The 24,442-nt window shown below is 71.1% G+C and carries 17 protein-coding genes; 14 read left to right on the top strand and 3 right to left on the bottom strand.

The genetic code is table 11. The annotated features are described in order from the left end of the window. Window positions 1-6 precede the first annotated feature (6 nt). From ACFWI9_RS19560 to ACFWI9_RS19540, 5 genes are all read left to right on the top strand, one after another. Complete coding sequence (locus ACFWI9_RS19560) at window positions 7-1,587, top strand: SDR family oxidoreductase (RefSeq protein ID WP_387163602.1); 1,581 nt, start codon at window positions 7-9, stop codon at window positions 1,585-1,587. Next, a complete protein-coding gene (locus ACFWI9_RS19555; RefSeq protein ID WP_387163600.1) occupies window positions 1,584-2,957 on the top strand; it encodes a cryptochrome/photolyase family protein in 1,374 nt (457 codons plus the stop codon). The genes ACFWI9_RS19560 and ACFWI9_RS19555 overlap by 4 nt, the downstream gene beginning before the upstream one ends. Window positions 2,958-3,263: 306 nt before the next feature. Then, window positions 3,264-4,298, top strand: a complete 1,035-nt coding sequence (locus ACFWI9_RS19550; protein ID WP_387163598.1) for a DUF2993 domain-containing protein — start codon at window positions 3,264-3,266, stop codon at window positions 4,296-4,298. A gap of 286 nt (window positions 4,299-4,584) precedes the next feature. Continuing rightward, a complete protein-coding gene (locus ACFWI9_RS19545; protein WP_387163595.1) occupies window positions 4,585-10,266 on the top strand; it encodes a hypothetical protein in 5,682 nt (1,893 codons plus the stop codon). Window positions 10,267-10,433: 167 nt separating this feature from the next. Beyond that, window positions 10,434-11,060: an LAETG motif-containing sortase-dependent surface protein gene (locus tag ACFWI9_RS19540; RefSeq protein ID WP_387163594.1), complete on the top strand. Its 627-nt coding sequence runs from the start codon at window positions 10,434-10,436 to the stop codon at window positions 11,058-11,060. Between the two features lie 68 nt (window positions 11,061-11,128). Here the strand turns inward: ACFWI9_RS19540 and ACFWI9_RS19535 are convergent, their stop codons facing one another. Beyond that, window positions 11,129-12,439 (bottom strand): diacylglycerol/lipid kinase family protein, encoded by a 1,311-nt coding sequence (locus ACFWI9_RS19535; protein WP_387163593.1) that lies wholly within the window; start codon window positions 12,437-12,439, stop codon window positions 11,129-11,131. A 227-nt stretch (window positions 12,440-12,666) separates the two neighbouring features. Here ACFWI9_RS19535 and ACFWI9_RS19530 point away from each other — a divergent pair, with 227 nt between their 5' ends. Both ACFWI9_RS19530 and ACFWI9_RS19525 read left to right on the top strand, forming a co-directional pair. Then, window positions 12,667-15,366 carry a LuxR C-terminal-related transcriptional regulator gene (locus tag ACFWI9_RS19530; protein ID WP_387163590.1) on the top strand — a complete coding sequence of 900 codons (2,700 nt, stop codon included), beginning with the start codon at window positions 12,667-12,669 and terminating at the stop codon, window positions 15,364-15,366. A 166-nt stretch (window positions 15,367-15,532) separates the two neighbouring features. Continuing rightward, the gene (locus ACFWI9_RS19525; protein ID WP_387163589.1) at window positions 15,533-15,730 is read left to right on the top strand and encodes a hypothetical protein; all 198 of its coding nucleotides are present in this window, start codon (window positions 15,533-15,535) and stop codon (window positions 15,728-15,730) included. Between the two features lie 18 nt (window positions 15,731-15,748). Here the strand turns inward: ACFWI9_RS19525 and ACFWI9_RS19520 are convergent, their stop codons facing one another. Next, on the bottom strand, window positions 15,749-17,038 hold the full coding sequence (locus tag ACFWI9_RS19520) for a cation:proton antiporter (protein WP_387163588.1): 1,290 nt from the start codon (window positions 17,036-17,038) through the stop codon (window positions 15,749-15,751). Between the two features lie 364 nt (window positions 17,039-17,402). Between ACFWI9_RS19520 and ACFWI9_RS19515 the strand changes: the two genes are divergently transcribed. The 7 genes from ACFWI9_RS19515 to ACFWI9_RS19485 all read left to right on the top strand — a co-directional run bounded on the left by ACFWI9_RS19515 (window position 17,403) and on the right by ACFWI9_RS19485 (window position 23,891). Beyond that, complete coding sequence (locus ACFWI9_RS19515; RefSeq protein WP_387163585.1) at window positions 17,403-17,816, top strand: SHOCT domain-containing protein; 414 nt, start codon at window positions 17,403-17,405, stop codon at window positions 17,814-17,816. Between the two features lie 234 nt (window positions 17,817-18,050). Beyond that, the gene (locus tag ACFWI9_RS19510) at window positions 18,051-19,349 is read left to right on the top strand and encodes an alpha/beta fold hydrolase (protein WP_387163583.1); all 1,299 of its coding nucleotides are present in this window, start codon (window positions 18,051-18,053) and stop codon (window positions 19,347-19,349) included. 29 nt (window positions 19,350-19,378) lie between these two features. Next, on the top strand, window positions 19,379-20,125 hold the full coding sequence (locus ACFWI9_RS19505) for a PIG-L deacetylase family protein (protein WP_387163581.1): 747 nt from the start codon (window positions 19,379-19,381) through the stop codon (window positions 20,123-20,125). A 127-nt stretch (window positions 20,126-20,252) separates the two neighbouring features. Further along, window positions 20,253-21,221, top strand: coding sequence for an NADPH:quinone oxidoreductase family protein (locus ACFWI9_RS19500; protein ID WP_387163579.1), 969 nt, complete (start codon window positions 20,253-20,255; stop codon window positions 21,219-21,221). Then, entirely contained in the window at window positions 21,218-22,402 is a 1,185-nt protein-coding gene (locus ACFWI9_RS19495; RefSeq protein ID WP_387163578.1) for an acyl-CoA dehydrogenase family protein, read from the top strand. The genes ACFWI9_RS19500 and ACFWI9_RS19495 overlap by 4 nt, the downstream gene beginning before the upstream one ends. Beyond that, a complete protein-coding gene (locus ACFWI9_RS19490; protein WP_387163577.1) occupies window positions 22,399-23,526 on the top strand; it encodes an acyl-CoA dehydrogenase family protein in 1,128 nt (375 codons plus the stop codon). Before ACFWI9_RS19495 ends, ACFWI9_RS19490 begins: the two co-directional genes overlap by 4 nt. Before the next feature lie 170 nt (window positions 23,527-23,696). Next, a complete protein-coding gene (locus tag ACFWI9_RS19485; protein ID WP_387163575.1) occupies window positions 23,697-23,891 on the top strand; it encodes a hypothetical protein in 195 nt (64 codons plus the stop codon). A gap of 118 nt (window positions 23,892-24,009) precedes the next feature. On the opposite strand, the gene ACFWI9_RS19480 is transcribed toward ACFWI9_RS19485, so the two are convergent. Further along, window positions 24,010-24,442: VOC family protein (locus ACFWI9_RS19480; RefSeq protein ID WP_387163573.1), on the bottom strand; the 433-nt coding region annotated here is incomplete at its 5' end.

Raw genomic sequence — 24,442 nt, 5'->3', positions numbered from 1 at the left:
ACAGCCATGAGCAGCAGGGAAGAACACAAGGATGACCGGCGCCCGCACTGCCTGGTGACTGGCGCCACAGGCTATATCGGAGGCAGGCTGGTGCCCGGGCTGCTGGCGGCCGGGTACCGGGTGCGCTGTATGGCGAGGTCCCCGGACAAGCTGCGCGGCCACCCCTGGGCGGACAGGGTGGAAGTCGTACGCGGGGATGTGACCGACCCGGACTCGGTCGGCGCGGCACTCGACGGCGTGGACATCGCCTACTACCTCGTGCACGCCCTGCGCACCGGACACGGGTTCGAGGAAACGGACCGGGATGCCGCCGCACTCTTCGCGGAGCGCGCCGGTGCCGCCGGTGTACGGCGCATCGTCTACCTCGGCGGGTTGACCCCGGCGGACGTACCTGCAGCGGAGCTCTCGCCCCATCTGCGGTCCCGCGCCGAGGTGGGGGAGATCTTCCTCAGGTCCCGGGTGCCCGCGACCGTGCTGCGCGCCGCGGTCATCATCGGCTCGGGCTCCGCCTCGTTCGAGATGCTGCGCTACCTCACCGAACGCCTGCCGGTCATGGTCACCCCGAGCTGGGTGAGCACCCGTATCCAGCCGATCGCCGTCCGGGACGTGCTGCGCTATCTCGTGGGCAGCGCGCGGATGCCGGAGGACACCAATCGCGCGTTCGACATCGGCGGGCCCGACATCGTCACCTACGAGGAGATGATGCGGCGGTACGCGGCGGTGGCCGCGCTGCCGCGACGGCTGATCCTGCGGGTGCCGATGCTGACCCCGCGCCTGTCCAGCCAGTGGATCGGCCTGGTCACCCCCGTGCCGCCGTCGCTCGCCCGGCCGCTCGCCGAATCACTGCGCCATGAGGTCGTCTGCAGCGAACACGACATCGCCCGGTACGTCCCCGACCCGCCCGGCACCCCGATCGGTTTCGACCAGGCACTCGCCCTGGCCCTGCGTCGGGTGCGGGAAGCGCAGGTCGCCACGCGCTGGTCGTCCGCCGCCCTGCCGGGAGCCCCGAGCGACCCTCTGCCCACCGACCCCGACTGGGCCGGCGGCAGCCTCTACACCGACCGGCGTGCGCTCGCCGTCGACGCCTCCCCCCAAGCGCTGTGGCGGGTCATCGAGGGCATCGGCGGTGACAACGGCTGGTACTCCTTCCCGCTCGCCTGGGCCGTACGCGGCTGGCTGGATCGGCTGGTCGGCGGGGACGGGCTGCGCCGCGGCCGAAGGGACGCGGCCCACCTGCGGGTGGGCGACTCCCTCGACTTCTGGCGGGTCGAGGCGATCGAGCCGGGACGACTGCTGCGGTTGCGCGCCGAAATGCGCCTGCCGGGGCTTGCCTGGCTCGAAATGTACGCCGAGCCCGCGGAGCCCGCCGAGAGGGACGCGATGGACGGAGCGGGCGGGGCCGGGCGGTCACGCTACCGGCAGCGGGCGCTCTTCCACCCGCATGGTCTGCTCGGACACATGTACTGGTGGAGCGTATCCCCGTTCCACGCCGTTGTGTTCGGTGGTATGGCCCGCAACATCGCCAGAGCCGCCGTACGCGCCGAGGAATCCGGTACCCGCTCTACCGACCAGGAAGTGAATTCATGACCGCAGCGGTCGTCCTCTACACCGCCGATCTGCGCCTGCACGACCACCCGCCGCTGTGCTCCGCGCTCTCGTCCCACGACGAGGTGGTGCCGCTGTTCGTACGAGACCGCGACATCGAGAAGCTGCCCTTCAACGCACCCAACCGGCGGGCCTTTCTCGCCGACTGCCTCGCCGATCTCCATCGCGGGCTGCGTGAGCGCGGTGGGCGGCTGGTGGTGCGCTCGGGTGACGTGGTCGAAGAGGTGTGCGCGGTGGTGCGCGAAGCAGACGCCGGCGAGGTGCACATGGCATCCGGCCCCAGCGGTTACGCCCACGCCCGCGAGTCCCGGCTGCGCCAGGCTCTGGAGCGGCAAGGGCGGCGGCTGCGTGTGCACGACGCGGTCGTCAGCGCGCTGGGAGCGGGTGCCGTCGTGCCGGCGGGATCGGACCACTTCGCCGTCTTCACCCCCTACTTCCGCCGCTGGTCGCAGCAGGACATCCGGGGCACCCTCGGCGCGCCCGGGCCGGTGCGGGTGCCCGGAACCGTGACCTCGCAGGACATCCCCACGCGTGCGGACGTCACCGGGATCTCCCCGGGCCTGGCCCGCGGCGGGGAGACGGAGGGGCGCGCGCTCCTGAACGCATGGCTGCGGAGCGGGATCTCGCGGTACGCCGAGGTCCATGACGACCTCGCGGCTGACGCGACCTCGCACCTCTCGCCGCATCTGCACTTCGGCACGCTCTCACCGGCCGAAGTCGTCCACCGGGCGCGCTCGGCGGCGGGCGAAGGGGCGGAAGCCTTCGTACGCCAGGTGTGCTGGCGGGACTTCCACCAGCAGGTGCTCGACGCACGGCCGCACACCACGGCCCACGACTACCGGACCCGGCACGACCGCTGGCGCTCCGGTGGCGGTGCCGAGGAGGAGATCCAGGCCTGGAAGGAGGGCCGTACCGGCTATCCGGTGATCGACGCGGCCATGCGCCAGCTGCGCCACCAAGGCTGGATGCACAACCGCGGCAGGCTGCTCACCGCGAGCTTTCTCACCAAGACCCTGTACATGGACTGGCGCGTCGGCGCGGCGCACTTCCTCGATCTGCTCGTCGACGGTGATCTGGCGAACAACCAGCTCAACTGGCAGTGGGTGGCCGGCACCGGCACCGACACCCGCCCCAACAGGGTGCTCAACCCGGTGCGGCAGGCCAGGCGCTACGACCCGGACGGCGCCTATGTGCGCCGCTGGGTGCCCGAACTCGCCGGAATCGAGGGGCCCGCCGTGCACGAGCCCTGGAAGCTGCCGGCGGACGAGCGGGCACGGTACGCCTATCCCGAGCGGATGGTCACCCTGGAGGCCGGACTGGAGAGGTTCCGCCGCGGCCGCGGCATCGAGTGACCTTGAGCCGGTGTGCGAAGCAGCGAACCTCACATCAGGCGAATTTGCGTTCGAGGGTGGTGCGCATGATGGGATGAGCTGATGCGACCCCCCACACGCATCACAGCGCAGCGCCCGAACCCGTACGAAGAGCTCGCTCAACTGGCTGACCCAGAGCCTGAATTGGTTGAGCGTGGTGGTTACTCACCGCATCGCGGCACAGTGCTACCCGCCACACCCGGCCTCCGCTCGCATGAGGACGAGGATGAGGAGGCGTGGTCACCCCCCAACCACCGGGGCCGCAGCCGACTCGCGGCCCTGCCGGCGGTGTTCAAGCTCGCTGTCGCCGTTGTGGTGTCGGGCTCCCTCTTCGTCGCCGGCGACCGGTTGTCAGTGGCCTACGCCGAGGACAAGGCCGCTGAGAAGATCCGGCAGTCGCTCGGCGGGGGAGCCCGGCCCGAGGTCGAGATCCAGGGCTTCCCCTTTCTCACCCAGGTGCTGAGTCAGCGGATCGACCGGGCCGATGTGACGGTCCCGGACGTGGCCGCCGACAAGATCTCGATCGCCGAGGTGCACGCCACGGCGGAGGACATCCGTATCGTCGGGGACCTGCCGACCGCCGTCGAAGGTGCGGTGGTCGACCGTATGGACGGCGACGTACTGCTCTCGTTCGACGATCTGAACCGCGAACTCGGAGCCTCGCAGGTGAAGTTCACCGAGACCGGCTCCGGCGGCATCCGGATCGCCGGATCGCTGCCGGTCGCCGGGCGGGAGGTGAGCCTGCGGGCGCGGGCGTACATCCGGCAGGACGGGGACCGGGCCGTGTCCACCACGGTGAAGGACATGAGCCTCGACGTGCCCGGCCTCTTCACCTACCGCCCGGGCAAGGACCCGGAGCGCTCCGGACTGCGGCTGCACGCCGAAGCCGCGCAGCGCATCGGCCGGGAAGCCGCCCGGGCCAAGGCGCTGCTGGCGCTGCCCGCCGTGGTCGAGCGCCTCGGGATCCCCGGCGAGCAGATCGACCGGGCCCTGCGCAGCGAAGCGAAGCTGAGTGAACTCACCGGCTCGCCACGGTTCCTGAAGCAGCTGATGAAGGTCAACCTGGTCGATGTGGTTGTCGACCACCCCTGGCTGCTGGAGAAGGTCGGCATCGATCCAAAGCTGGTCGGCGGGTTGCTGAAGCTGAAGCCACCGCAGCTCTCCGAGAGTCTTTCGCTCTCCTTCGAACTGCCGAAGTTCGCGACGGGGGAGATACGCCTTCGCGGTATCGCCGTCGAGTCCGAGGGAATCCGGGCCGATCTGACGGGAAGCGGACTGGCCTTCGGCGGGAAGAAGCAGCCGCGGAAGGGCGAATCCCGCTGACGCCGCGTGCGCCGTTCGTCCCGGGGGCCGTTATCCCGCCGGGGCGAACCGCGGAAAGCGTGCAATCGTGTACTTTGCTCAGATCATCGTAACTTTGCATTCTTTTCTGCCGCGTTTCCCGTGAGCGTGCAAACGCCGAACATAATTCCTCCCGGACTTTGGGCCTTTCGGCTGACAGTTCCGCAGTGATCAAAGAACGTGAATGCGAATTTTCATCATTCATCACTGCTTGTGATGTATTTGATGGGTCAATTCCCGTTCTGTGGATCACTCCAGGGGGCTCGCCTTGTCCGACTTCAGACCTTCTGCGGTGGCCCGGCGCTGCTGGTCCGGCCTGCTCGGCGCCGTGCTGGCGCTGGGGCCGGTCCAGGCGGGCACCCCCGCGACCGCGAAGGCCGAGCGGGACGCCGTAGCGTCACACCGGGGCGAGGCGCGGTACGAAGCCGCCGGTTCGGCCAGGTCTGCGGCGCTGCCCCTGGACTGCACGGGCGAGCGGATCTACGCACTCCAGAACGGTGCCGGCGCCTCGGACTTCGGTACCCTGCTCGCCCTCGACACCAGCACCCTCGCGGGACCCACGCCGACCGTCACCACCACCATGGTCAGCAAGATCCCGCAAGGCGGCATGACCAACGCACTCGGCATCCTCCCCGGCGGCACAGGCGCGTATGTGGTGGACCGGACCGGTGGCGCGTCATCGATCGTGGTCCACGGCTACGACGCGGACAGCGACACCTGGACCGCCTACGCCGGGACGACACCCGGCAACGGCGTGGTCGTGGTGGCCGGCGCGATCGACCCGTCCAGCGGCATCTACTACTACGCCGCGCTCAATCCAGCGTCCGCCCCCGGCAAGGCCAAGGTCTACGGCTTCGACACCACCACCCACACGGCGATCCCGGGCGTCATCGCCACCTTCGACCTGCCCACCTCCAGCACCGCGGGAGCCAACGGCGACATCGCCTTCGACGCGGCCGGCAACCTCTACATCGTCACCTCCGCCAACGGTGTCAACGACGCGGCGATCGGCATCGTGGACGGTCCCCTGCCCACGACCGGCTCCGCCACCGGTGCCGCGCTCCCCATGAGGGAGCTGGCGCAGATCAACAATCCCCAGCAGCGTCAGTACAACGGGATCGCCTTCGACAACCAGGGCAAGCTCTTCATCGAGTACAGCACCGTCACTCCGTCCGCCGTGACCTTCCTCCAGGCGGTCAACCCGAACAACGGGCAGCTCATCGGCCAGCCGAAGCGCCTGTCTGACCAGGCGTTCGTCTCGGTGGACCTCGGAGCGTGCTCGACCAACCCGACGCTGACGCTGGCGAAGAACATCGTCGGGCGGTTCATGGAATCGACCACGTCGAACGACCAGTTCGAACTGTCGATCACCGGCGGTGGCATCCGTGAAGGCAACACCGCCACCACCACCGGCAACACGACCGGCGTCCAGCCGGTCGAGGCAGGTCCGGTCGTCGGCGTGGCGAACACCACGTACACCCTCACCGAGCACGCCGTGTCCGGCGGAAACCTCGCCAACTACACGACCACCTACGCGTGTGTCGACACCGCCAACGGCGACGCACCGGTGAGCTCCGGCGCCGCCACCTCGTTCACCTTGCACTTCCCCGCCACCACCGCGGGAGGGAACAGCCCGCGCATCCTCTGCACCTTCACCAACACGCCCGACGCACCCGCCCCCGCCGTATCGCTCGTGAAGTCGGCCGCCCCGCAGCAGGTGACGGCCGCTGGCCAGCTGGTGACGTACACGCACACGGTGCGGAACACCGGCAATGTCACGCTCAGCGGCGTGACGGTGAGCGAGACCGCGTTCTCCGGTTCGGGCGGGGATCCGGTGGTGTCGTGCCCGGACACGACACTCGCCCCGGGCGCCGCCATGGACTGCGTCGCCACCTACGCGGTGACGCAGACCGACATGGACACGGGAGAGCTGGAGAACACGGCGACGGTCACCGGCACCCCGCCGTCGGGTCCCGCGGTGACGGCGACGGACGACGCAACGCTGACCGCCGACCAGAGCCCGCTCCTGTCGCTGGTGAAGACGGTGGTCGGGGACGGCGGAGTGTTCCGCGCCGGCGAGGTGCTGACGTACTCGTACCTGGTGACCAACACCGGCAACGTGACCGTGACCGATGTCTCCGCGAGCGACACGGCCTTCTCCGGTACCGGAACCCCGCCGGTGATCTCCTGTCCGCCGGGGGCGCTCCTGCCCGGGGAGTCACTGACCTGTATGGCGACTTACACGGTGACGAACGAGGACGTGGTGGCCGGTGAGATCACCAACACCGCCACCGCCACCGGCACCCCTCCCTCCGGGCAGGCGGTGACGTCGAACGAGTCGTCGGCGGTGTTCACACCCGCGCGCAGGCCCGAGGTCCGACTGACCAAGGCGGCCTCGCCGAACGAGGTGACAGAGTCGGGCCAGCGGGTCGACTACACACTCGTCGTCTCCAACACCGGCAATCTGCCTCTGGACGACGTCGACGTGGCCGACACCGTGTTCTCGGGTTCGGGCGCACCTCCCACGGTGTCCTGCCCCGCCACCTCGCTCGCGGTGGGCGACTCGATGACGTGCACCGCGTCGTACCTGGTGACGCAGACCGATGTGGACTCCGGGTCGGTGGCGAACACGGCCGTCGCCACGGGCACTCCGCCCGACGGCCCCGCGGTGACCTCCACGGCGAACGCGACCGTGACCGCCCAGCGGAACCCGTCGCTGGCACTGGCGAAGTCGGCCGAGCCGCAGTCGGTCACGGCCGCGGACCAACTGGTGACGTACACGCACACCGTGACGAACACCGGCAATGTGACACTCACCGGTGTGGCAGTGACCGAGATCGCGTTCTCGGGCACGGGCACGACTCCGGCGGTGTCGTGCCCCGGCACCTCACTCGCCCCCGGCCAGTCGATGGACTGCACGGCGACCTACGAGGTGACACAGGCCGATGTGAACGCGGGTGAGGTGGCGAACACCGCTCGTGCCGCCGGCAATCCGCCCTCCGGCGCCTCCGTCACGGCGACGTCGAGCGCGAGCGTGACCGCGGACCAGGCACCGGCGGTCGCGCTGGTGAAGACGGTGGTCGGGGACGGCGGTGTGTTCCGGTCCGGTGAGGTGCTCACGTACTCGTACCGCGTGACCAACACCGGCAACGTGACGCTGTCCGCGCTGAGTGTGGCGGACGTGGTCTTCTCCGGGACCGGCCCGGCACCCGAGCCGTCGTGCCCGGTGACGGTGCTCGCCCCCGGGGCCTCGACGACCTGCACGGCGACGTACACCGTCACTCAGCAGGACGTCGACGCCGGGTCGGTCGAGAACACGGCACGCGCGGCCGGCACCCCGCCGAGCGGGACTCCCGTGTCGGTCCAGTCGTCGGCCCTCTTCACACCCGTGACCAACCCGGCCCTGTCACTGGCGAAGACCGCCGGCCCGGTGACCGTGACAGCCGTCGGCCAGGTGGTGTCGTACGACTTCGTGGTCACCAACACCGGGAACGTGACCCTCTCCGGTCTGGCTGTGAACGAGACCGACTTCTCCGGCACCGGCCCTGCGCCCCAGGCATCGTGCCCGAGCATCGCCCTCGCCCCCGGCGTCTCGATCACCTGCACCGCGGCGTACGCCGTCACACAGGCCGACTTCGACGCCGGAACGATCACGAACACCGTGCTCGCGACGGCTCGTCCGCCCACCGGCCCCCCGGTGGTCACAGCACCGTCGACCGCGGTCGTCACCGCCGAGCAGAACCCGGGCATCACCGTCGTGAAGACGGCGTCGCCCACCGCGGTGAGCGCGGCCGGGCAGCAGATCGACTACATCCTGTTGGTCACCAACACGGGAGACGTCACGCTGACGGATGTGCGGGTGGACGAGACCGCGTTCACGGGAACGGGGCCTGAGCCCAATGTCACCTGCCCGCCAGGCTCGCTCGCGCCCGGACAGTCGAAGACCTGCACGGCCACCTACACCGTCACCCAGGCCGACATGGATGCCGCTGCGGTGACGAACGGTGTCATCGCAACCGGTACGCCCCCTGCGGGCCCGGACGTGACGGGGACAACCGAGGAGACGGTGACGGTGCTTCTGGTTCCCGAACTGTCGCTGGTGAAGACGGTGGTAGGGGACGGCGGCGTGTTCCGCGCCGGTGAGGTGCTGACGTACTCGTACCTGGTGACCAACACCGGCAATGTCACCGTGTCCGACGTGTCCACGGTCGATGTCTCCTTCTCGGGTACGGGAACCGCGCCGGTGATCTCCTGTCCGGCCGGGCCGCTCGCTCCGGGGGAGTCGCTGACCTGTACGGCGACGTACACGGTGACAGCGGAGGACGTGGCGGCCGGTGAGATCACCAACACCGCCGTCGCGAGCGGCACCGCCGTCTCCGGTGAGGGGGTGGAGTCCAATGAGTCATCGGCGGTGTTCACCCCGCAGCGCAACCCGGAGTTGAGGTTGGTGAAGTCTGCCGCGCCTTCCGTGGTGACGGAGGCGGGCCAGCGTGTCGACTACTCGTTCCTGGTCACCAACACCGGAAATCTCACGCTGAACGCGGTGAGTGTGGCCGAGACGGAGTTCTCGGGCTCGGGGACGGCTCCGGCGGTGTCGTGCCCGGAGACGTCCCTCGCGGTGGGCGAGTCGATGACCTGCACCGCCTCGTATGCGGTGACGCAGACGGACATGAACGAGGGAGCGGTCACGAACACGGCCCTGGCAACGGGCACCCCACCCGACGGTCCCGCTGTCACCGCCACGTCGAGCGAGGCGGTGACAGCCCAGCAGCAGCCGGCGCTGACCCTGCGGAAGTCGGTCACCCCCGGCTCGGTGAGCTCTGCCGGACAGCGTGTCGACTACCGCTTCGCCGTCACCAACACCGGCAATGTGACGCTCACTCAGGTAGGAGTCGTCGAGCCGTCGTTCACCGGCTCGGGGACGGCTCCGGCGGTGTCGTGCCCGGCCGCCACGCTGGTCCCCGGGGCCTCGATGACCTGCACGGCGAGCTATACGGTCACCCAGGCGGACATCGCCGCCGGTGCCGTCACCAACGGCGCCACCGCCTTCGGGACACCACCCACCGGCCCGCCGGTGACATCGACTTCGGGCACCACGTTCATCGCCACCGTCGTTCCCCTCGCCACCCTCACACTGGCCAAATCTGCCTTCCCGGCCTCGGTGAGTGCGGCAGGGCAGCGTGTCGACTACCGTTTCGTCGTCACCAACACCGGGACGGTCGGCCTCTCGCAGGTGCGGGTGAACGAGACCGCCTTCACCGGGTCCGGGACACCGCCGGTGGTGTCGTGCCCGCTGACCACCCTCGGTCCCGGGGCGTCGATGACCTGCACGGCGATGTACACCGTCGTGCAGGCGGATCTGAGCAGGGGCTCGGTGAACAACACCGCGACCGCGACCGGAACACCGCCCGACGGACCCGCGGTGACCGCGACATCGAGCGCGACCGTGAGTGCGTCCGGGGGACCGGCATCCGGGCTGTCGCTGGTGAAGGAGGCGTCGCCGACCAAGGCGACCCGACCGGGCCAACGGGTCGAGTACCGCCTCACCGTCACGAACACGGGAAGCGTGCCCTTGTCGGAGGTGTCGGTCAGCGAGGACCGGTTCACCGGGACAGGGCCCGCGCCGACGGTGTCGTGTCCGCGCAGTGCCCTCGACCCGGGTGAGTCGATGGTCTGCCGGGCCGCCTATACCGTCACCAGGGGCGACATCGGCGCCGGGGCGGTGCGGAACACGGCGACGGTCACGGGTCGGGGGCCTGACGGTGCCTCCGTGCGGGACACATCCAGTGCCGCGGTCTCCACATCAGGGCACGGCGGCGGCGGACACCGCCCGTCCCGTCCGGGCAAGCCTTCCCGTCCGACCAAGCCGTCCCGACCGGGCAAGCCCTCCCACCCGGCTCGCCCGTCGAAGCCGGGCCATGGCCACGGGCAGCCGTGGGCCCTCGTCTGAACGGCCCTGGCCGGGTGGGAGAACAGAAGTCACCCCCACCCGAGCGGAACCGGATGCTCCGCATCACGCTCAGGTCAAGTGGCATGGAGTGGGGTGCGGATGCTTCTCCTGTTCGAGTACTGTGCGCCGCATCTGGCCACGAAGTACAGAAAGTGCGTGGAGGATTGATGAAGGTAACAACCCGTGCGTGGAAGCGCCCGGGCGCTCTCATAGCGGGCACGGCCGCCGGGCTCGTAGGCATGGGTCTGTTCGCGACCCCCGCCGCGGCCCACACTCCCGTGTGGACGGTGACCTGCTCCGAGGTCACCGTCGACCTGAAAGCGTACGAGGACAGTGTCACCAACACGGTGACCGTCACGGTGGACGGCAAGGACCTGCTGCCCGCCAAGGAATTCGGCTCGTCCTTCCACGAGACGCTCAAGCTGCCCGACCACAAGGCCGAGGTCCAGGTGCGTCTCGTCGTCAAGGCGGGCGACGGCGAGCGGTTCTCGCACGACGAGACCAAGACCGCCCCGGTCTGCGAGTCCGGGACGCCCGAGCCTTCGGACACTCCGGAGCCGTCGGACACCCCCGAGCCGTCGGACACTCCGGAGTCCTCCGGCACCCCGACGGGCGAGCCTCCGAGCTCCGCCGCGCCCGTTCCGACGCCGAGCGAGACGACCCCTGGTGGTCTCGCGGAGACCGGTGGCTCCAGCGCCACCCCCGTGATCGCCGGTGCCGCGGCCCTCGCGGTGCTCGCCGGTGGCGGCATCCTGGTGGTGACCCGCAAGCGTCGTGCCGGCGCTCGCGACTGATGCCCGCTGAAGCCGGCTGAGGCCGCAGGTGCCCCGCGCCCCCCGGGTCGCGGGGCACTCGGACGCGCTCAGCGTGCCAGCGCCAGCAGTCCGATGCGCTGCCAGTCCAGACGAGGCCGGGCACGGGGCACCCCCGGCCGGACGCGCGGAACGCGCACCCGCAACGCGCCCGGCCGGATCGTGCAGCGCACCGGTGTCGGCAGGCTGAGAGCCTCACCGTCGAGACCCACGTCGATGCGCGGGGCGTCTGCGTCCACCGTGACTTCGGGAGCGGTGACCACCGTCAGACCGGAAGCCCGTCCGCCGCGCAGCAGAACCGCGGCCTCAGCGGCGCTGTCCACTTTGACGCACACCAGCCCGAGCGATCCGCCGTCCAGCCGGTCCCGCCGCCCCGGCGCGGCCAGATCACCCACCCGGTAGGGGTTGTTGCTCACCAGCGCCGCCTGAGGCGCCTCGACCGTGACCCCCGGAGCCCGGACCGTCAACCGCGGGCCGGCGCGGTGCGTGAGCACATCCGGGAACATGTCGAGCGTGGTACGCACCTTGTCGTCGCGGTAGGCGTCGCTCCGCACCACCGCGGCATATGCCCCGAACGACGCGTTGTTCACGAACACCCGGTCGCCGATGCGCCCCAGGTCCACCCGGAGCTCCACCCCGTCCGTCAGCGCGCCCAGCGCGGCGGCGGGATCGTCGCGGTCGAGTCCGAGGTCGAGCGCGAAGTGGTTGCGGGTCCCCGCGGGGACGACCAGGAACGGGATGTCGTGTTCGGCCGCGATACCCGCCACCAGAGCCTGGGTGCCGTCACCGCCCGCGACCCCGAGCAGATCCGCGCCGTCGGCCACGGCCTGGCGGGCGAGCGCCGCCACGTCGACCTGCCGTTGCGGGTCAAGTAGGGCGATACGGGCGCCCGCGGCCTCCGCCTTCTCCTTCAGCCCGAACCGTTCCACCTTGCCACCCCCCGAGCGCGGATTCATGATCAGGAACGGCCGCTCCGGGCGAGGGGCCGCGGTGACGGGCTGCGCCCTGCAAGCGGTGTCCATGGCGAGCGCCTTCCAGCCGGCCGTCGCCGCCAGTGCCCCCAGCGCCAGACAGGTCACCAGCAGCCACAGCAGCCCCGATGTGAGCCCCAGCCAGATCACCGCCACCGGCGCCACCACGGCCAGCACCATGGCGCACACCCGCGCCGGCCCGCGCCGGGTCAGTGCCCACCACAGGGCAGCCCCCGTCACCGCCGTGCCCACCACCACGACGGCCACCAGCGCGATGCCCCGCAGCCCGGCCACGAGGACGAAGAGCACCACAGCCGTGAACGCGGCCATGATCGCGAACCGCGCGGTCCAGCGCTGCGGCCGGAGCCGCTCGCTCTCACTCCGGCTCATGGCACCTCCGGTCGGCCGTCCGAGCCCCGCACCCCGAAACCACTCCCGGGCACCGCGAGCAGCCCGAGTGCTCCCACCACATTGCACTACGCCCCGCCCGGCGCCGCCTCCCCTGCTGGCGGGCGAGTCGGCCACGACAGGCGGTGATCAATGGCGATCATGCGGGGGCACTGGGATCATGGTCGCGTCAGCGCACCGGAAGACGGGACCGTACGACGGTAGATGCCATGACCGAGGACTCCCAGCCGGATCCCAGCGGCGATCCATTGCTGGCCTCGAAGTTCGCGGTACCCGCCGTACCGCCGGGCTTCGTGGCCAGGAAGCGCCTCACCGACCGGCTCACCGAAGGGACCAGGGGCCCGCTGACCGTGATCAGCGGCCCGGCCGGGGCGGGCAAGACGACCCTCGCCGCCGCTTGGCAGGGGAGCCGGTGCTCTCCCGGGCCCGTGGTCTGGCTCGCTGTCGAGAGCGAGGAGAACGCACCGGGTGTCTTCTGGGCGTACGTACTCGGGGCGTTCCGCTACCACCACGTGCCGCTGCCCGACATCGGCACCCCTTCCCGCGCCGACACCGTGGACCGTTCGCTGATCGTCCGGCTCGCCTCCGCGCTGACCGAGCTGCCCCAGCCCGTCGTCCTGGTGCTCGACGGCATCGAACGCGTCGGCGACCGGCAGCTGGCGGCGGACCTCGAATTCGTCCTTGCCCACACCGGATCCGCGCTCAGGCTGGTCCTCATCGGCCGGGTGGATCCGGCTCTGCCGCTGCACCGCTACCGCGCCGAGGGAAGGATCCGTGAGATCCGCCGCTCCGAGCTGGCGTTCACCCCGCGCGAGACGGCGCAGTTGCTGAAGCGGCACGGCCTGGCCCCGTCGTCGGAGAGCGTCGGTGTGCTGACCCAGCGGACCGAGGGCTGGGCCGCCGGGCTTCGGCTGTGCGCTCTGGCCATGCAGGGCGCGGACGACAGCGAGCGTTTCGCCCAGTCCTTCGCCGCCTCGCACAACGCCGTCGCCGACTACCTGACGGCCGAGGTCCTGGAAGCCCAGCCCTTGGGCGTGCAGGACCTGCTGACGCGGACCAGCATCCTCTCCCACATCCATCCGGCTCTCGCCGACGCGCTCACGGGCCGTGGCGACGGCGCGGCGGTACTCGACGGGCTCGCCCGTGCGAACGCCTTCATCGAACCCATCGGTGACACCTCCTGGTACCGCGGCCATCCGCTGCTCGCCGAGGTGCTCCGTGCCCATCTGCACAGCCGCGCCCCCGAACTCGTCCCGGAGCTCCACCTGCGTGCGGCACAGTGGTTCGCCGCCGCAGACCGGCTGCCCGACGCGGTCGAACACGCCGCCGCGGCGGGGGAGTGGGAGTACGCCGCGGCCCTTCTCGTGGACCGGCTGGCGATCGGGCGGCTCCTCACCGGACCGGAGAGCCACAGCCTGGAGCGCCTCTTCCAGGGCATGCCCGCCGAAGTGCCAGGAGCGGCCCCCGCACTGGTCGCGTCCGCCACCGCGCTCCTTCGCCACGACGCCGGGGAGAGCCGCCGGCAGCTCGTCCGCGCCGAGGAGGCCCTCACCGCCGATGCTGCGTCGGAAACAGGGCGAACCTCACCCGAACGGCGGCTCACCCAGGCTCTGCTACGGCTGCTCGGCGGTGTGGGCGCGGGCGGGGGCGGGGCGGCGGAGCGGGATGCCGATGATGCGGGTGACGTGCGCGCCCTCATGGCACAGGTGTCCGACACCAGACTGTCCCACCACCCCGAGGTCGAGGCCCTGTGCCGTTACGGCCACGCACAGGCGCTCCTCGCCGCGGGCCGCCGTACCGAGGCTCGCGAGGCCTTCACAGCGGCCCTGAACGCCGCGCCCGACGAGGCCACCCGCGCGGTGCGCTACCACTGCCTGGGCGCACTCGCCCTGACCGAAGCTGTCGACGGCATGCTGCGTGAGGCCGAGACGCATGCCCGGGAGGGGTTGCGCACGGCCGACGAAGCCGGGGTTCCGGACGGCCACCGCACCGGGATCTGCCATCTCGCGCTCGCCGCCGTCGCATCGGAACGCGGCGACCTCCTCGCCGCCCAGCGCCATGCCGACGCCGCGGCCCACTTCCGCGGCCCCGTCCATGACCCGCTGGGCGCCGCCGAGGACGCCGTGCTGCGCGCCCGCCTCGCACTTGCACAGGGCCGTACCGCACAGGCGCTCGAAGCACTGGACGTGCCACGTCTGTCGACGGCTCACAACGGTGCCGGTCGCGACGGCACGTCCCGCACCGCGATGCCGCCCCTCTGCCCCGAGGCAGCGCGCAGGGTGACCATGGCCCGCTGCGCCGTGCACCTCGCACGCGGTGACCCCTCGTCGGCTCTCGCGGCACTAGGCGGCGACGCCGTCGACGGCGACCACGCCCACGCCCTGGCGTCGGCCGCGGCCCATCTGGCCGCCGGGGACACCGGGCACGCCCGGCGACTGCTCGCCCCTCTCGGCAACGGAGCGTCCCCGGGACCCGCCGACCGGGTACGCGCCCGCCTGCTCCAGGCGCACGCCGCGCTGCGTGACGACGCGACCGCGCACGCGGTGGTCTTCCTGGGCCAGGCACTCGACGCCGCCCGCCCCCAGCTGCTGCGTGCCCCGTTCGCCGAGAGCGGTCCCTGGCTGCGGCATCTGCTCGCGCAGACCCCCGAACTTACGGCAGGTCATCCCTGGCTGAACGAGCGGCCCGACGACGCCGACGACCGCCCACTGCTGGTCGAACAGCTCAGCGCACGGGAGCGTGATGTCCTGCGGCATGTGGCGCAGATGATGTCGACTCAGGAGATCGCCGCCGAGCTCTATCTGTCGGTCAACACCGTCAAAACCCATCTGAAGAGCATCTACCGCAAGCTGTCCGTCTCACGGAGGAGTGACGCGGTACGGCGTGCCCGCGAGGCCGACCTGCTGTGAGGCAGGCCTGCTGAGAATCGGGGACGGGGCTCACCTCACGCGGGTGATGCGGTGTCTTCCCGGTGGGCGGCAGCATGCACGGAGAGGTTCCGAGGGATCCGAGTGCTTCCGAGAGGTTCGCGAAGCGTCCGTACGAAGAGGCCATGGCCCACGGGGAAGTGTCCCTATGCGATACGAGTTCCGCGTCTCCGGTCATCTGTCCACGGCCGTCGCCGGCGCCTTCCCCGAGCTGGAGGAGACGACGGTGGCCGAGGAGACGGTCCTGTACGGGCCGGTCATGGACGAGGCGCACCTGTACGGGTTGCTCGCCCGCTTCCAGGACCTCGGTCTGCACGTGGTGGAGATGCGCCGGCTGCCGGAATAGCCGGAGCGGCCGGCTCAGTCAGCCCAGGTCCGCTTCCGGCCCCGCCTCGCGCAACCGGAGTCCGCGTGCCCTCGCCGCCTCGAACCAGTCTCCGTAGCGGTCGCTGAGCCATACCGCCGACACCCCGTGCAGCAGCACGCTCAGCGCCACCGTCAGCGCCACCACCTCCAGCAGGGTGCGCGCGGCGGGGACGTGCTCCTTGACGCAGAGCAGGCCGAAGACCAGCGAGGGCAGTCCACGCGGCCCGAACCACGCGGCGTACGCCACCGTCGGCAGCCGCAGCCCGCTGCCCACCAGGGCGATGGCCGCTGTCACCGGCCGCACCAGGGCGACGCACAGCACCGCGTACAGAGCGACCCGCCAGGTGAGGTGCTGGAGGGCGGGCCCCAGCATGACCGCACCGAACACCAGGAAGCTCATCGCGGCCAGCAGTGACGCCAGTCCCTCGGTGAACCGGCCCACCAGATCGGTGCTGTGCCCGCCGGTGCCCGCGCCCTCCCTGGCGGTACCGCGGCGCAGCAGTGCCGCGAAGGCGAATCCCGCGACCCAGGCCGCGACGAAGCCGCTTCCGCCCGTCGCCGCGGCGAGTGTGTACGAGGCCAGGGCGACCGCCAGCACGACGGCCTGGCTCCACTCCCGGTTCACCCAGTCGGCCACCCAGGCACGGTGCAGCAGCAGACCGATCGCGGCCCCCACGGCGAGCCCGACTGCGCTGCTGAGCAGCAGCGACCGCCAGAAGACCCCCACGAGTCCGTGCTCCGACGAAGCCGTGCCGGAGATCGCGGCCAGTACGAGCAGGAAGAGCGGCAGCACGACGCCGTCGTTCAGCCCGGTCTCGACCGTCAGCCCGTGCCGCGCCACCGGGGGCACCCGGCGGTTGGCGACGGCGGCCTTGCACACCGGGATATCGGTGGGCGCGAGGATCACCGCGATGAGCGCGGGCTCCCAGCCGCTCAGTCCGGGCAGCAGCAGTACGGCGAGCAGCCACCCCGCGCCGATGGTCAGCAGCAGCCCGACGGTCACCAGCCGGGCGGACAGCAGTCGCCCCAGATGCAGGTCACGGCCGCGCAGTTCGTAGGAGTCGGTGAACAGGACCAGAGTCAGCGCGATCTCCACCAGAAGGAGGACCGCGCCCGCGTCACGCTTCGGATCGAGGATCCCGAGACCGACCGGACCGATGAACACCCCGCATGCGGTGAACACGATCGGCGCGGTGACGGAAGCGCGGGCGAGGCGCTTGGACGCCAGGGCGTAGCCCGCGGTGACCGCTGCCAGGGCGACCCCGGTCCAGGCGCCCCCGCCGCTCACCGGAGGCCCGTCCCGGCCGGGCAGGGCCCGGAGTCCCCGGGGCACGCCCCGGCCGGGCGGCGCCCGGAGTCTCCAGGGCACGCACCCACCGGCCGGCACACCGTCCCGTCCGCCATACGTCACCCACCACTACCCGAGGCATCACGGCCCGCCCATCGTGATCGACCCCGGTGGGCGCTCACGGCACCGACACGGCCCGCTCACCCACCGGCCGTCAGGAGCGGCCCGGCACGGCCCGGCAGTCGCGCTCCCGACCGCGTGCGCGTCGATTCACCCCCGCCGGGTGAGGGCCGCGGGTCCGGACCGGCACAGACTGGCCACGAGCGGACGCCCGGCGTCCGACGAGAACGGCAGGAGGACGGCGATGGACGGCACTGTCTACCTCGCGTACGACTACCCGGTGCTGGGCGCGTTCTGGACCGTGATGTGGATCTTCCTCTGGGTCCTGTGGCTGGTGATCCTCTTCCGGGTCATCCTGGACATCTTCCGCTCGCACGATATGAACGGCTGGGTCAAGGCCCTGTGGCTGCTGTTCGTGTTGATCATCCCGTTCCTGGGAGTGCTGATCTATGTGATCGTGCGCGGCGACAGCATGGGCAGGCGCGAGATCCAGCACGCCCACGAGCAGCAGGAGGCCTTCGCCGCGTATGTCCGGCAGGCGGCGAAGGGCGAAGGCGGCGGCACTACGGACGAGCTGGCCAGGCTGTCCGAACTGAAGGCCAAGGGCGACCTGTCGGACGAGGAGTTCCAGAAGGCCAAGCAGAAGCTCCTGGGCTGACCGGTCACCGCCGTGCCAGGGTGGGGGGGGGGGGGGGGCCGGCCGGGCCGCCCCCCCCCCCCCCCCCCGCGACCCCGGCGCCCGCAGCGACCCGGCCCGGTCCCACCTGCGCGGACGAACGCGCCGAACCCGACCACGGACCCACGCCGGGCGCGCCGCGGCTGTCACGCACATGATGGACATGACCGTCGATCAGCGGACGGGGACATCAGCGGACAGACAGCGGGAGCAGCATTGACCAGCTACCGGCAGCCGGGCCTCGTCCTCACGGACCGCCACTTCACCGTTCCGCTCGACCACGGCGCCCCGTCCGGTGAGCAGCTCCACCTCTACGGGCGCGAGGTCGTATCCAGCGCCAGGGCCGGTGCCGAGCTGCCCTGGCTGGTGTACCTGGAGGGCGGGCCCGGATTCGGAGCCCGCCGCTTCCACGGCAAGCAGGCATGGCTCGGCCGTGCCGTACAGGAGTTCCGGGTGCTGCTGCTCGACCAGCGGGGCACGGGCCTGTCCACTCCCGCCAACCGCCAGACCCTGCCGTCGCGCGGCGGCCCCGAGGCCCAGGCGGACTATCTCGCCCACTTCCGTGCCGACAGCATCGTCCGCGACTGCGAGGCGGTCCGGCGCCAGCTCACCGGCGGGGCCAGATGGACCGTACTCGGGCAGAGCTTCGGCGGCTTCTGCGCCACGCACTATCTGTCGACCGCGCCCGAGGGCCTGCGGACCGTGCTGATCACCGGCGGACTGCCCTCGCTGGACGCCTGCGCCGACGACGTCTACCGCGCCGCCTACCCGCGTATGCGGCGCAAGACCGAAGCCCACTACGCCCGCTATCCGCAGGACGTCGAACGCGCCCGCCGGATCGCCGCGTATCTCGTCGAACACCGGACAGTGCTCCCCGGCGGATATGTGCTGACCCCCGAGGCGTTCCAGTCCCTCGGTATCCAGCTCGGCGCATCGGACGGCGGCCACCGGCTGCACTACCTGCTGGAGAACGCGTTCATCGACAGCGCGCGGGGCGAGGAGCTCTCGGACGCCTTCCAGGAGGACGTGTGCGCCGCCCTGTCCTTGGCCGCCCATCCGCTGTACGCGGTGCTCCACGAGGCGATCTACGCCCAGGGCGGGGCGCCGACGGCGTGGGCGGCCGAGCGGGTCCGCTCCGAGTTCCCGCGGTTCGACGCCGAGAAGACCCTCAGCGGTGACGACCCGCTGCTCTTCACGGGCGAGTCCGTGCATCCCTGGCACTTCGAGACCGACCCGGCCCTGCGCCCGCTGCGCGACGCCGCCGAACTGCTCGCCGCGCGCTGCGACTGGCCCGCGCTGTACGACGCCGAGCGGCTGGCGGCCAACGAGGTGCCCGTCGCCGCCGCCGTCTACCACGACGACATGTATGTCGACACGGCCGGCTCGCTGGCCACCGCGCGGACCATCCGCGGGCTGCGCACCTGGATCACCGACGAATACGAGCACGACGGCGTCCGCACCTCCGGCGGACGGGTCCTGGACCGGCTGCTGGCGCTCGTCCGGGATGAGGCGTAGACCCGCGCTCATGGGGCTACGCTCCGGATATGAGCCAACCTCAGCTCGAAGCGATGCCCGACGACTGGACCCGAGCCCTGGCGGTCGTCGCCCATCCGGACGACCTCGAATACGGCTGCGCCGCGGCTGTCGCCTGCTGGACCGACAGCGGCAAGGAGGTCGCGTATCTGCTGGTCAGCCGTGGCGAAGCCGGGATCGACAGCATGGCGCCCGCCGAGTGCGGACCGCTGCGCGAGCGCGAGCAGCGGGCGAGCGCCGCGGTCGTGGGGGTGGCGGCGGTGGAATTCCTCGACCACCACGACGGGGTGATCGAGTACGGCACTGCGCTGCGGCGTGACATCGCGGCAGCGATCCGGCGCCATCGTCCCGAACTCGTCATCACCCTCAACCACCGGGACACCTGGGGCCCGGCGGTCGGCGGCGCCTGGAACACCCCGGACCACCGCGCCGTGGGCCGGGCCACGCTGGACGCGGCGGGTGACGCGGGCAACCGCTGGATCTTCCCCGAACTCCTCACCGAACAGGGCCTGGAGCCCTGGAGCGGGGTCCGCTGGGTCGCTGTCGCGGGCTCCGCCACGCCCACCCACGCCGTGGCGGCGACCGCGGGGCTCGAGCGTGCGGTCCAGTCGCTGCTGGAGCACCGCAGCTATATCGAGGCGCTCACGGACGAGGATCCCGAGGGCTACTGCCGCACGTTCCAGACCGGCGCTGTGCAGGCTCTGGCGGACCGGTTCGGTGGCAGGCCGGCCGTGGGATTCGAGCTCTTCGGCCGCTGAGGTCCGGTTTTGCCGGGATCCTTCACTGACTTGGAACGGGTGGTTCACAGGGGGCAAGCGACCGCTTAGTATGCGCCGAAGCGGTCGCGTGACCGCCCCGTACGCCCGACCGACAGCGGAGGCCCGAATGCAGTCATGGCGTGTGCACCGGAACGGCGAACCGAGTGAGGTGATGCGGCGCGAGGAGATCGCCCCACCGGAGCCGGGAGACGGGCAGATCCTGCTGAAGGTGCGCGCCGCGAACATCAACTTCCCGGACGTGCTGCTCTGCCGCGGCCAGTACCAGGTCACCCCGCCGCTGCCGTTCACCGCGGGCGTGGAGTTCTGCGGCGAGACCGAGGACGGCCGGCGGGTCATCGCGACCGCCGCACTGCCCCACGGAGGCTTCGCCGAGTACGCCGTCGCCCCTGCGGCCGGAGTGCTCCCGGCGCCCGAAGCCCTGGACGACGCAGAAGCCGCCGCCCTGCACATCGGGTACCAGACCGGCTGGTTCGGCCTGCACCGCCGCGCCCACCTCAAGGAGGGCGAGACCCTGCTGGTGCACGCCGCGGCGGGCGGTGTCGGCAGCGCCGCCGTGCAGCTCGGCAAGGCGGCGGGCGCCACGGTCATCGGCGTCGTCGGCGGAGCGGACAAGGCAGCCGTCGCACGCGAACTGGGCTGCGACGCCGTGATCGACCGGCACAGCGACGACCTGGTGGCAGCGGTCAAGGACGCCACCGGTGGCCGCGGCGCCGACGTCGTCTACGATCCCGTCGGCGGTGACGCCTACGCCAAGTCCGCCAAGTGCGTGGCCTTCGAAGGGCGCATCCTGGTCGTCGGCTTCGCGAGCGGCGCCATTCCCAGCCCGGCGCTGAACCACGCGCTGGTCAAGAACTACTCCATCGTCGGACTGCACTGGGGTCTCTACAACCACAGGGATCCGCAGGCCGTCGTCCGCTGCCACGAGATCCTCGCCGGGTACGCCGAGAAGGGGCTGATCAAGCCCCTCGTCAGCGAGCGCGTCCCCTTCTCCGGTACGGCCGCCGCAGTGCAGCGGGTCGCCGACGGGACCACCACAGGCCGGCTCGTCATTCTCCCCGAAGGAGCCGCGGCATGACCATCGACGCCACTGAACTGAGGGCACGCACACGGGAGTTCCTCGCCGCCCAGCCACCCTCCGGGAGCGAGCGCTCGGACTTCCTCCAGGCCCGCTTCGACGCCGGTCTCGCCTGGGTGCACTACCCGCCGGGACTCGGGGGGCTCGGCGCGCCCCGGACCCTGCAGGCCGTTGTGGACGCGGAACTCGCGGCGGCCGGAGCACCCGACAACGATCCCCGGCGCATCATGATCGGCCTCGGTATGGCCGCCCCCACCATCCTGGCCTACGGCACCGAGGAGCAGAAGCGCCGCTTCCTGCGCCCGCTGTGGACCGGTGAAGAGGTGTGGTGCCAGCTCTTCAGCGAGCCTGGCGCGGGCTCCGACCTGGCCGCGCTCGGCACCCGCGCCGTACGCGACGGCGACGACTGGGTGGTGACCGGGCAGAAGGTGTGGACGTCCAGCGCCCATATCGCCCGCTGGGCCATCCTGATCGCCCGCACCGACCCCGACGCCCCCAAGCACCGCGGCATCACCTACTTCATCTGCGATATGACGGACCCGGGCGTCGAGGTCAGGCCGCTGCGCCAGATCACCGGCGAGGCGGAGTTCAACGAGGTCTTCCTCACCGGCGTACGCATCCCCGACGCCCATCGCCTCGGAGACGTGGGGGAGGGCTGGAAGGTCGCCCAGACGACCCTCATGAACGAACGCGTCACCATCGGCGGGATGCGGCTGCCGCGCGAAGGCGGAATGATCGGGCTCGCCGCCGCGACCTGGCGTGAACGTCCCGAACTCCGCACCCATGAGCTGCACCGGCGGCTGCTCGACCTGTGGGTGGACGCGGAGGTCGCCCGCCTCACCGGCGAACGGCTGCGCCAGCAGCTCGCCGCGGGCCAGCCGGGGCCCGAAGGCTCCGGCACCAAGCTCGTCTTCGCCCGCCTCAATCAGGAGATCAGCAGCCTCGAACTGGAACTCCGCGGCGAGGAAGGGCTGCTGTACGACGACTGGACCATGCGCCGTCCCGAACAGGTGGACTTCACCGGTCGCGACATCGGCTACCGCTATCTGCGTACCAAGGGCAACTCCATCGAGGGCGGCACCAGCGAAGTGCTGCTGAACATCGTCGCCGAACGCGTACTCGGCCTGCCCGCCGAACCGCGCACCGACAAGGACGTCGCCTGGAAGGACCTCGCCCGATGAGCACGAGCCCCATGAAGCAAGCGAGCACCACCCAGCCGGACCTGCTCTACTCCGAGGCCGAGGACGAGCTGCGCGCCGCCGTACGAGCCCTGCTCGGCGACCGGACCGACCTGCAGGCCACCCTCGCCGGCATGGAGAGCGGGAACCCCTACGACCCGGCGCTCTGGCAGTCGCTCGCGGCCGATATGGGCGCTGCGGGGCTCCTCGTACCGGAGAAGCTCGGCGGCCAGGGGGCGAGCCACCGCGAGGCGGCGGTGGTCCTGGAGGAACTGGGCCGGGCCATGACCCCGGCGCCGTACCTCACCAGCTCGGTCATCGCCACCGAGACCCTGCTCGCCCTCTCCGGGCAGACCGGGCCGGGTGGCGCTGCGGCAGTGGAACTCCTCGCGGACACTGCCGCCGGGCGGACCGTCACCGTACTCGCCGTACCGCTCTCCGCCGCACCCGGCGACGAGCTGCCCACCGGCCCGGCCGTGACCGCTGTCGCGGACGCGCGGATCGCCGATGTGCTGCTGGTGGCGCGGCCCGACGGGCTGTACGCGGTGCGGCGCGCGGACGCCGAACTCACCCCGCAGCTCGCGCTCGATCTCACCCGCCCGCTCGCCACCATCGCCACCGGCGACGATACGCCGGGCACCCGGCTCGCCGACACCGCGACCGCCGGGGCCGCGGTCCGCCGGGGTCGGCTCGCCGGCGCCGGGCTGCTGGCCTCCGAGCAACTGGGCATCGCCGAATGGTGCCTTGAGGAAACCGTGCGGTACACGCGCGAGCGCCACCAGTTCAACCGCCCTGTCGGCTCCTTTCAGGCGCTGAAACACCGCATGGCCCGGCTGTGGCTGGAGGTGGTGAACGCGAGGGCCGCGGCGCGAAACGCCGCCGACGCGCTCGCCAACGGCAGCGACGACGTGGCGCTCTCGGTGTCCGTCGCACAGGCCTTCTGCTCCCGGGTCGCCGTCCACGCCGCCGAGGAGTGCGTGCAGTTGCACGCGGGCATCGGTATGACCTGGGAGCATCCCGCCCACCTGTATCTGAAGCGCGCCAAGGCCGATGAGCTCGCGCTCGGCACACCCGGCCGCCACAAGGAGGTGCTGGCGGACCTCGTCGACCTGCCCGCACCCCGGTAACACCCCGGCAACCGGCCCGCATTCACGGGACGGGCAGCGCACTCGGATCGAACCCCCGGTCAACGACCACCCGATCGGCGGGCGCGCCACTCGGCCGTCCGGCGCCTCGACTCCGCCACACTGGCGCCCGAATGCCGCAACTCCCGTGCGGCGGCGAAGGAGGTTCGGGGATGGTCGTGTCCGTCTCGGTCGTGCTGCTGCTGCTCGTTCTCGCGGTGATCTATCTGCGGAACGGCGGTCTGAAGATCTCGCACGCACTGGTCTGCGCCCTGCTCGGCTTCTTCCTGGCGGGCACCAGCATGGCGCCGTCGATCCACAACGGAGTCACCGCCACCGCCGACGTGGTGAGCAAGCTGGGCCCCTGAGCGGGGCAACGGACCGGCGGCGCGGGGCCGGCGGCATGCGGAATGCGGCTCGCGGAATACGGAACACATACGGATGCCCGGGACCAGCGGCTCGCCGGACCCGGGCATCCGTACGAGATCAGACCAGCGTGGGCATCTCACCCTCGGTGGTCGTGACGTCGATCACCGCGAAGGCGGCGCCCTGCGGGTCGACGAGCGAGGCGAACCGGCCGAACGGCATGCTCATCGGCCCGAACACCACCCTGCCGCCGAGCTTCTGGGCCGTGGCGGCAGCGGCGTCGCAGTCCGGGACGGTGAAGTACACCTGGATATACGGCGGGACCTCCGGCGGGAACTCCTCATCGGTCATCTTCATCCGCCCGAGCTCGGGTGTGTCCTCGCCGAGCCCGTAGATCCTGTAGTCGATCTGGTCGTCCTGCATGGTCTTCACCTCGTAGCCGAAGACCCCGGGGAAGAACGCGTCGGCCTTCTCCGGCTCGCGGGTGAACACCTCGGCCCAGCAGAAGCTGCCCGTCTCGGTTGTCGCCTCGAAAACGGAGTGGGTACCCGGC

It is taken from the genome of Streptomyces sp. NPDC127084, assembly GCF_042724175.1.
In the GTDB taxonomy this organism is placed as follows: Bacteria; Actinomycetota; Actinomycetes; order Streptomycetales; family Streptomycetaceae; genus Streptomyces.
This window is presented reverse-complemented; position numbering and strand designations above follow the sequence as displayed.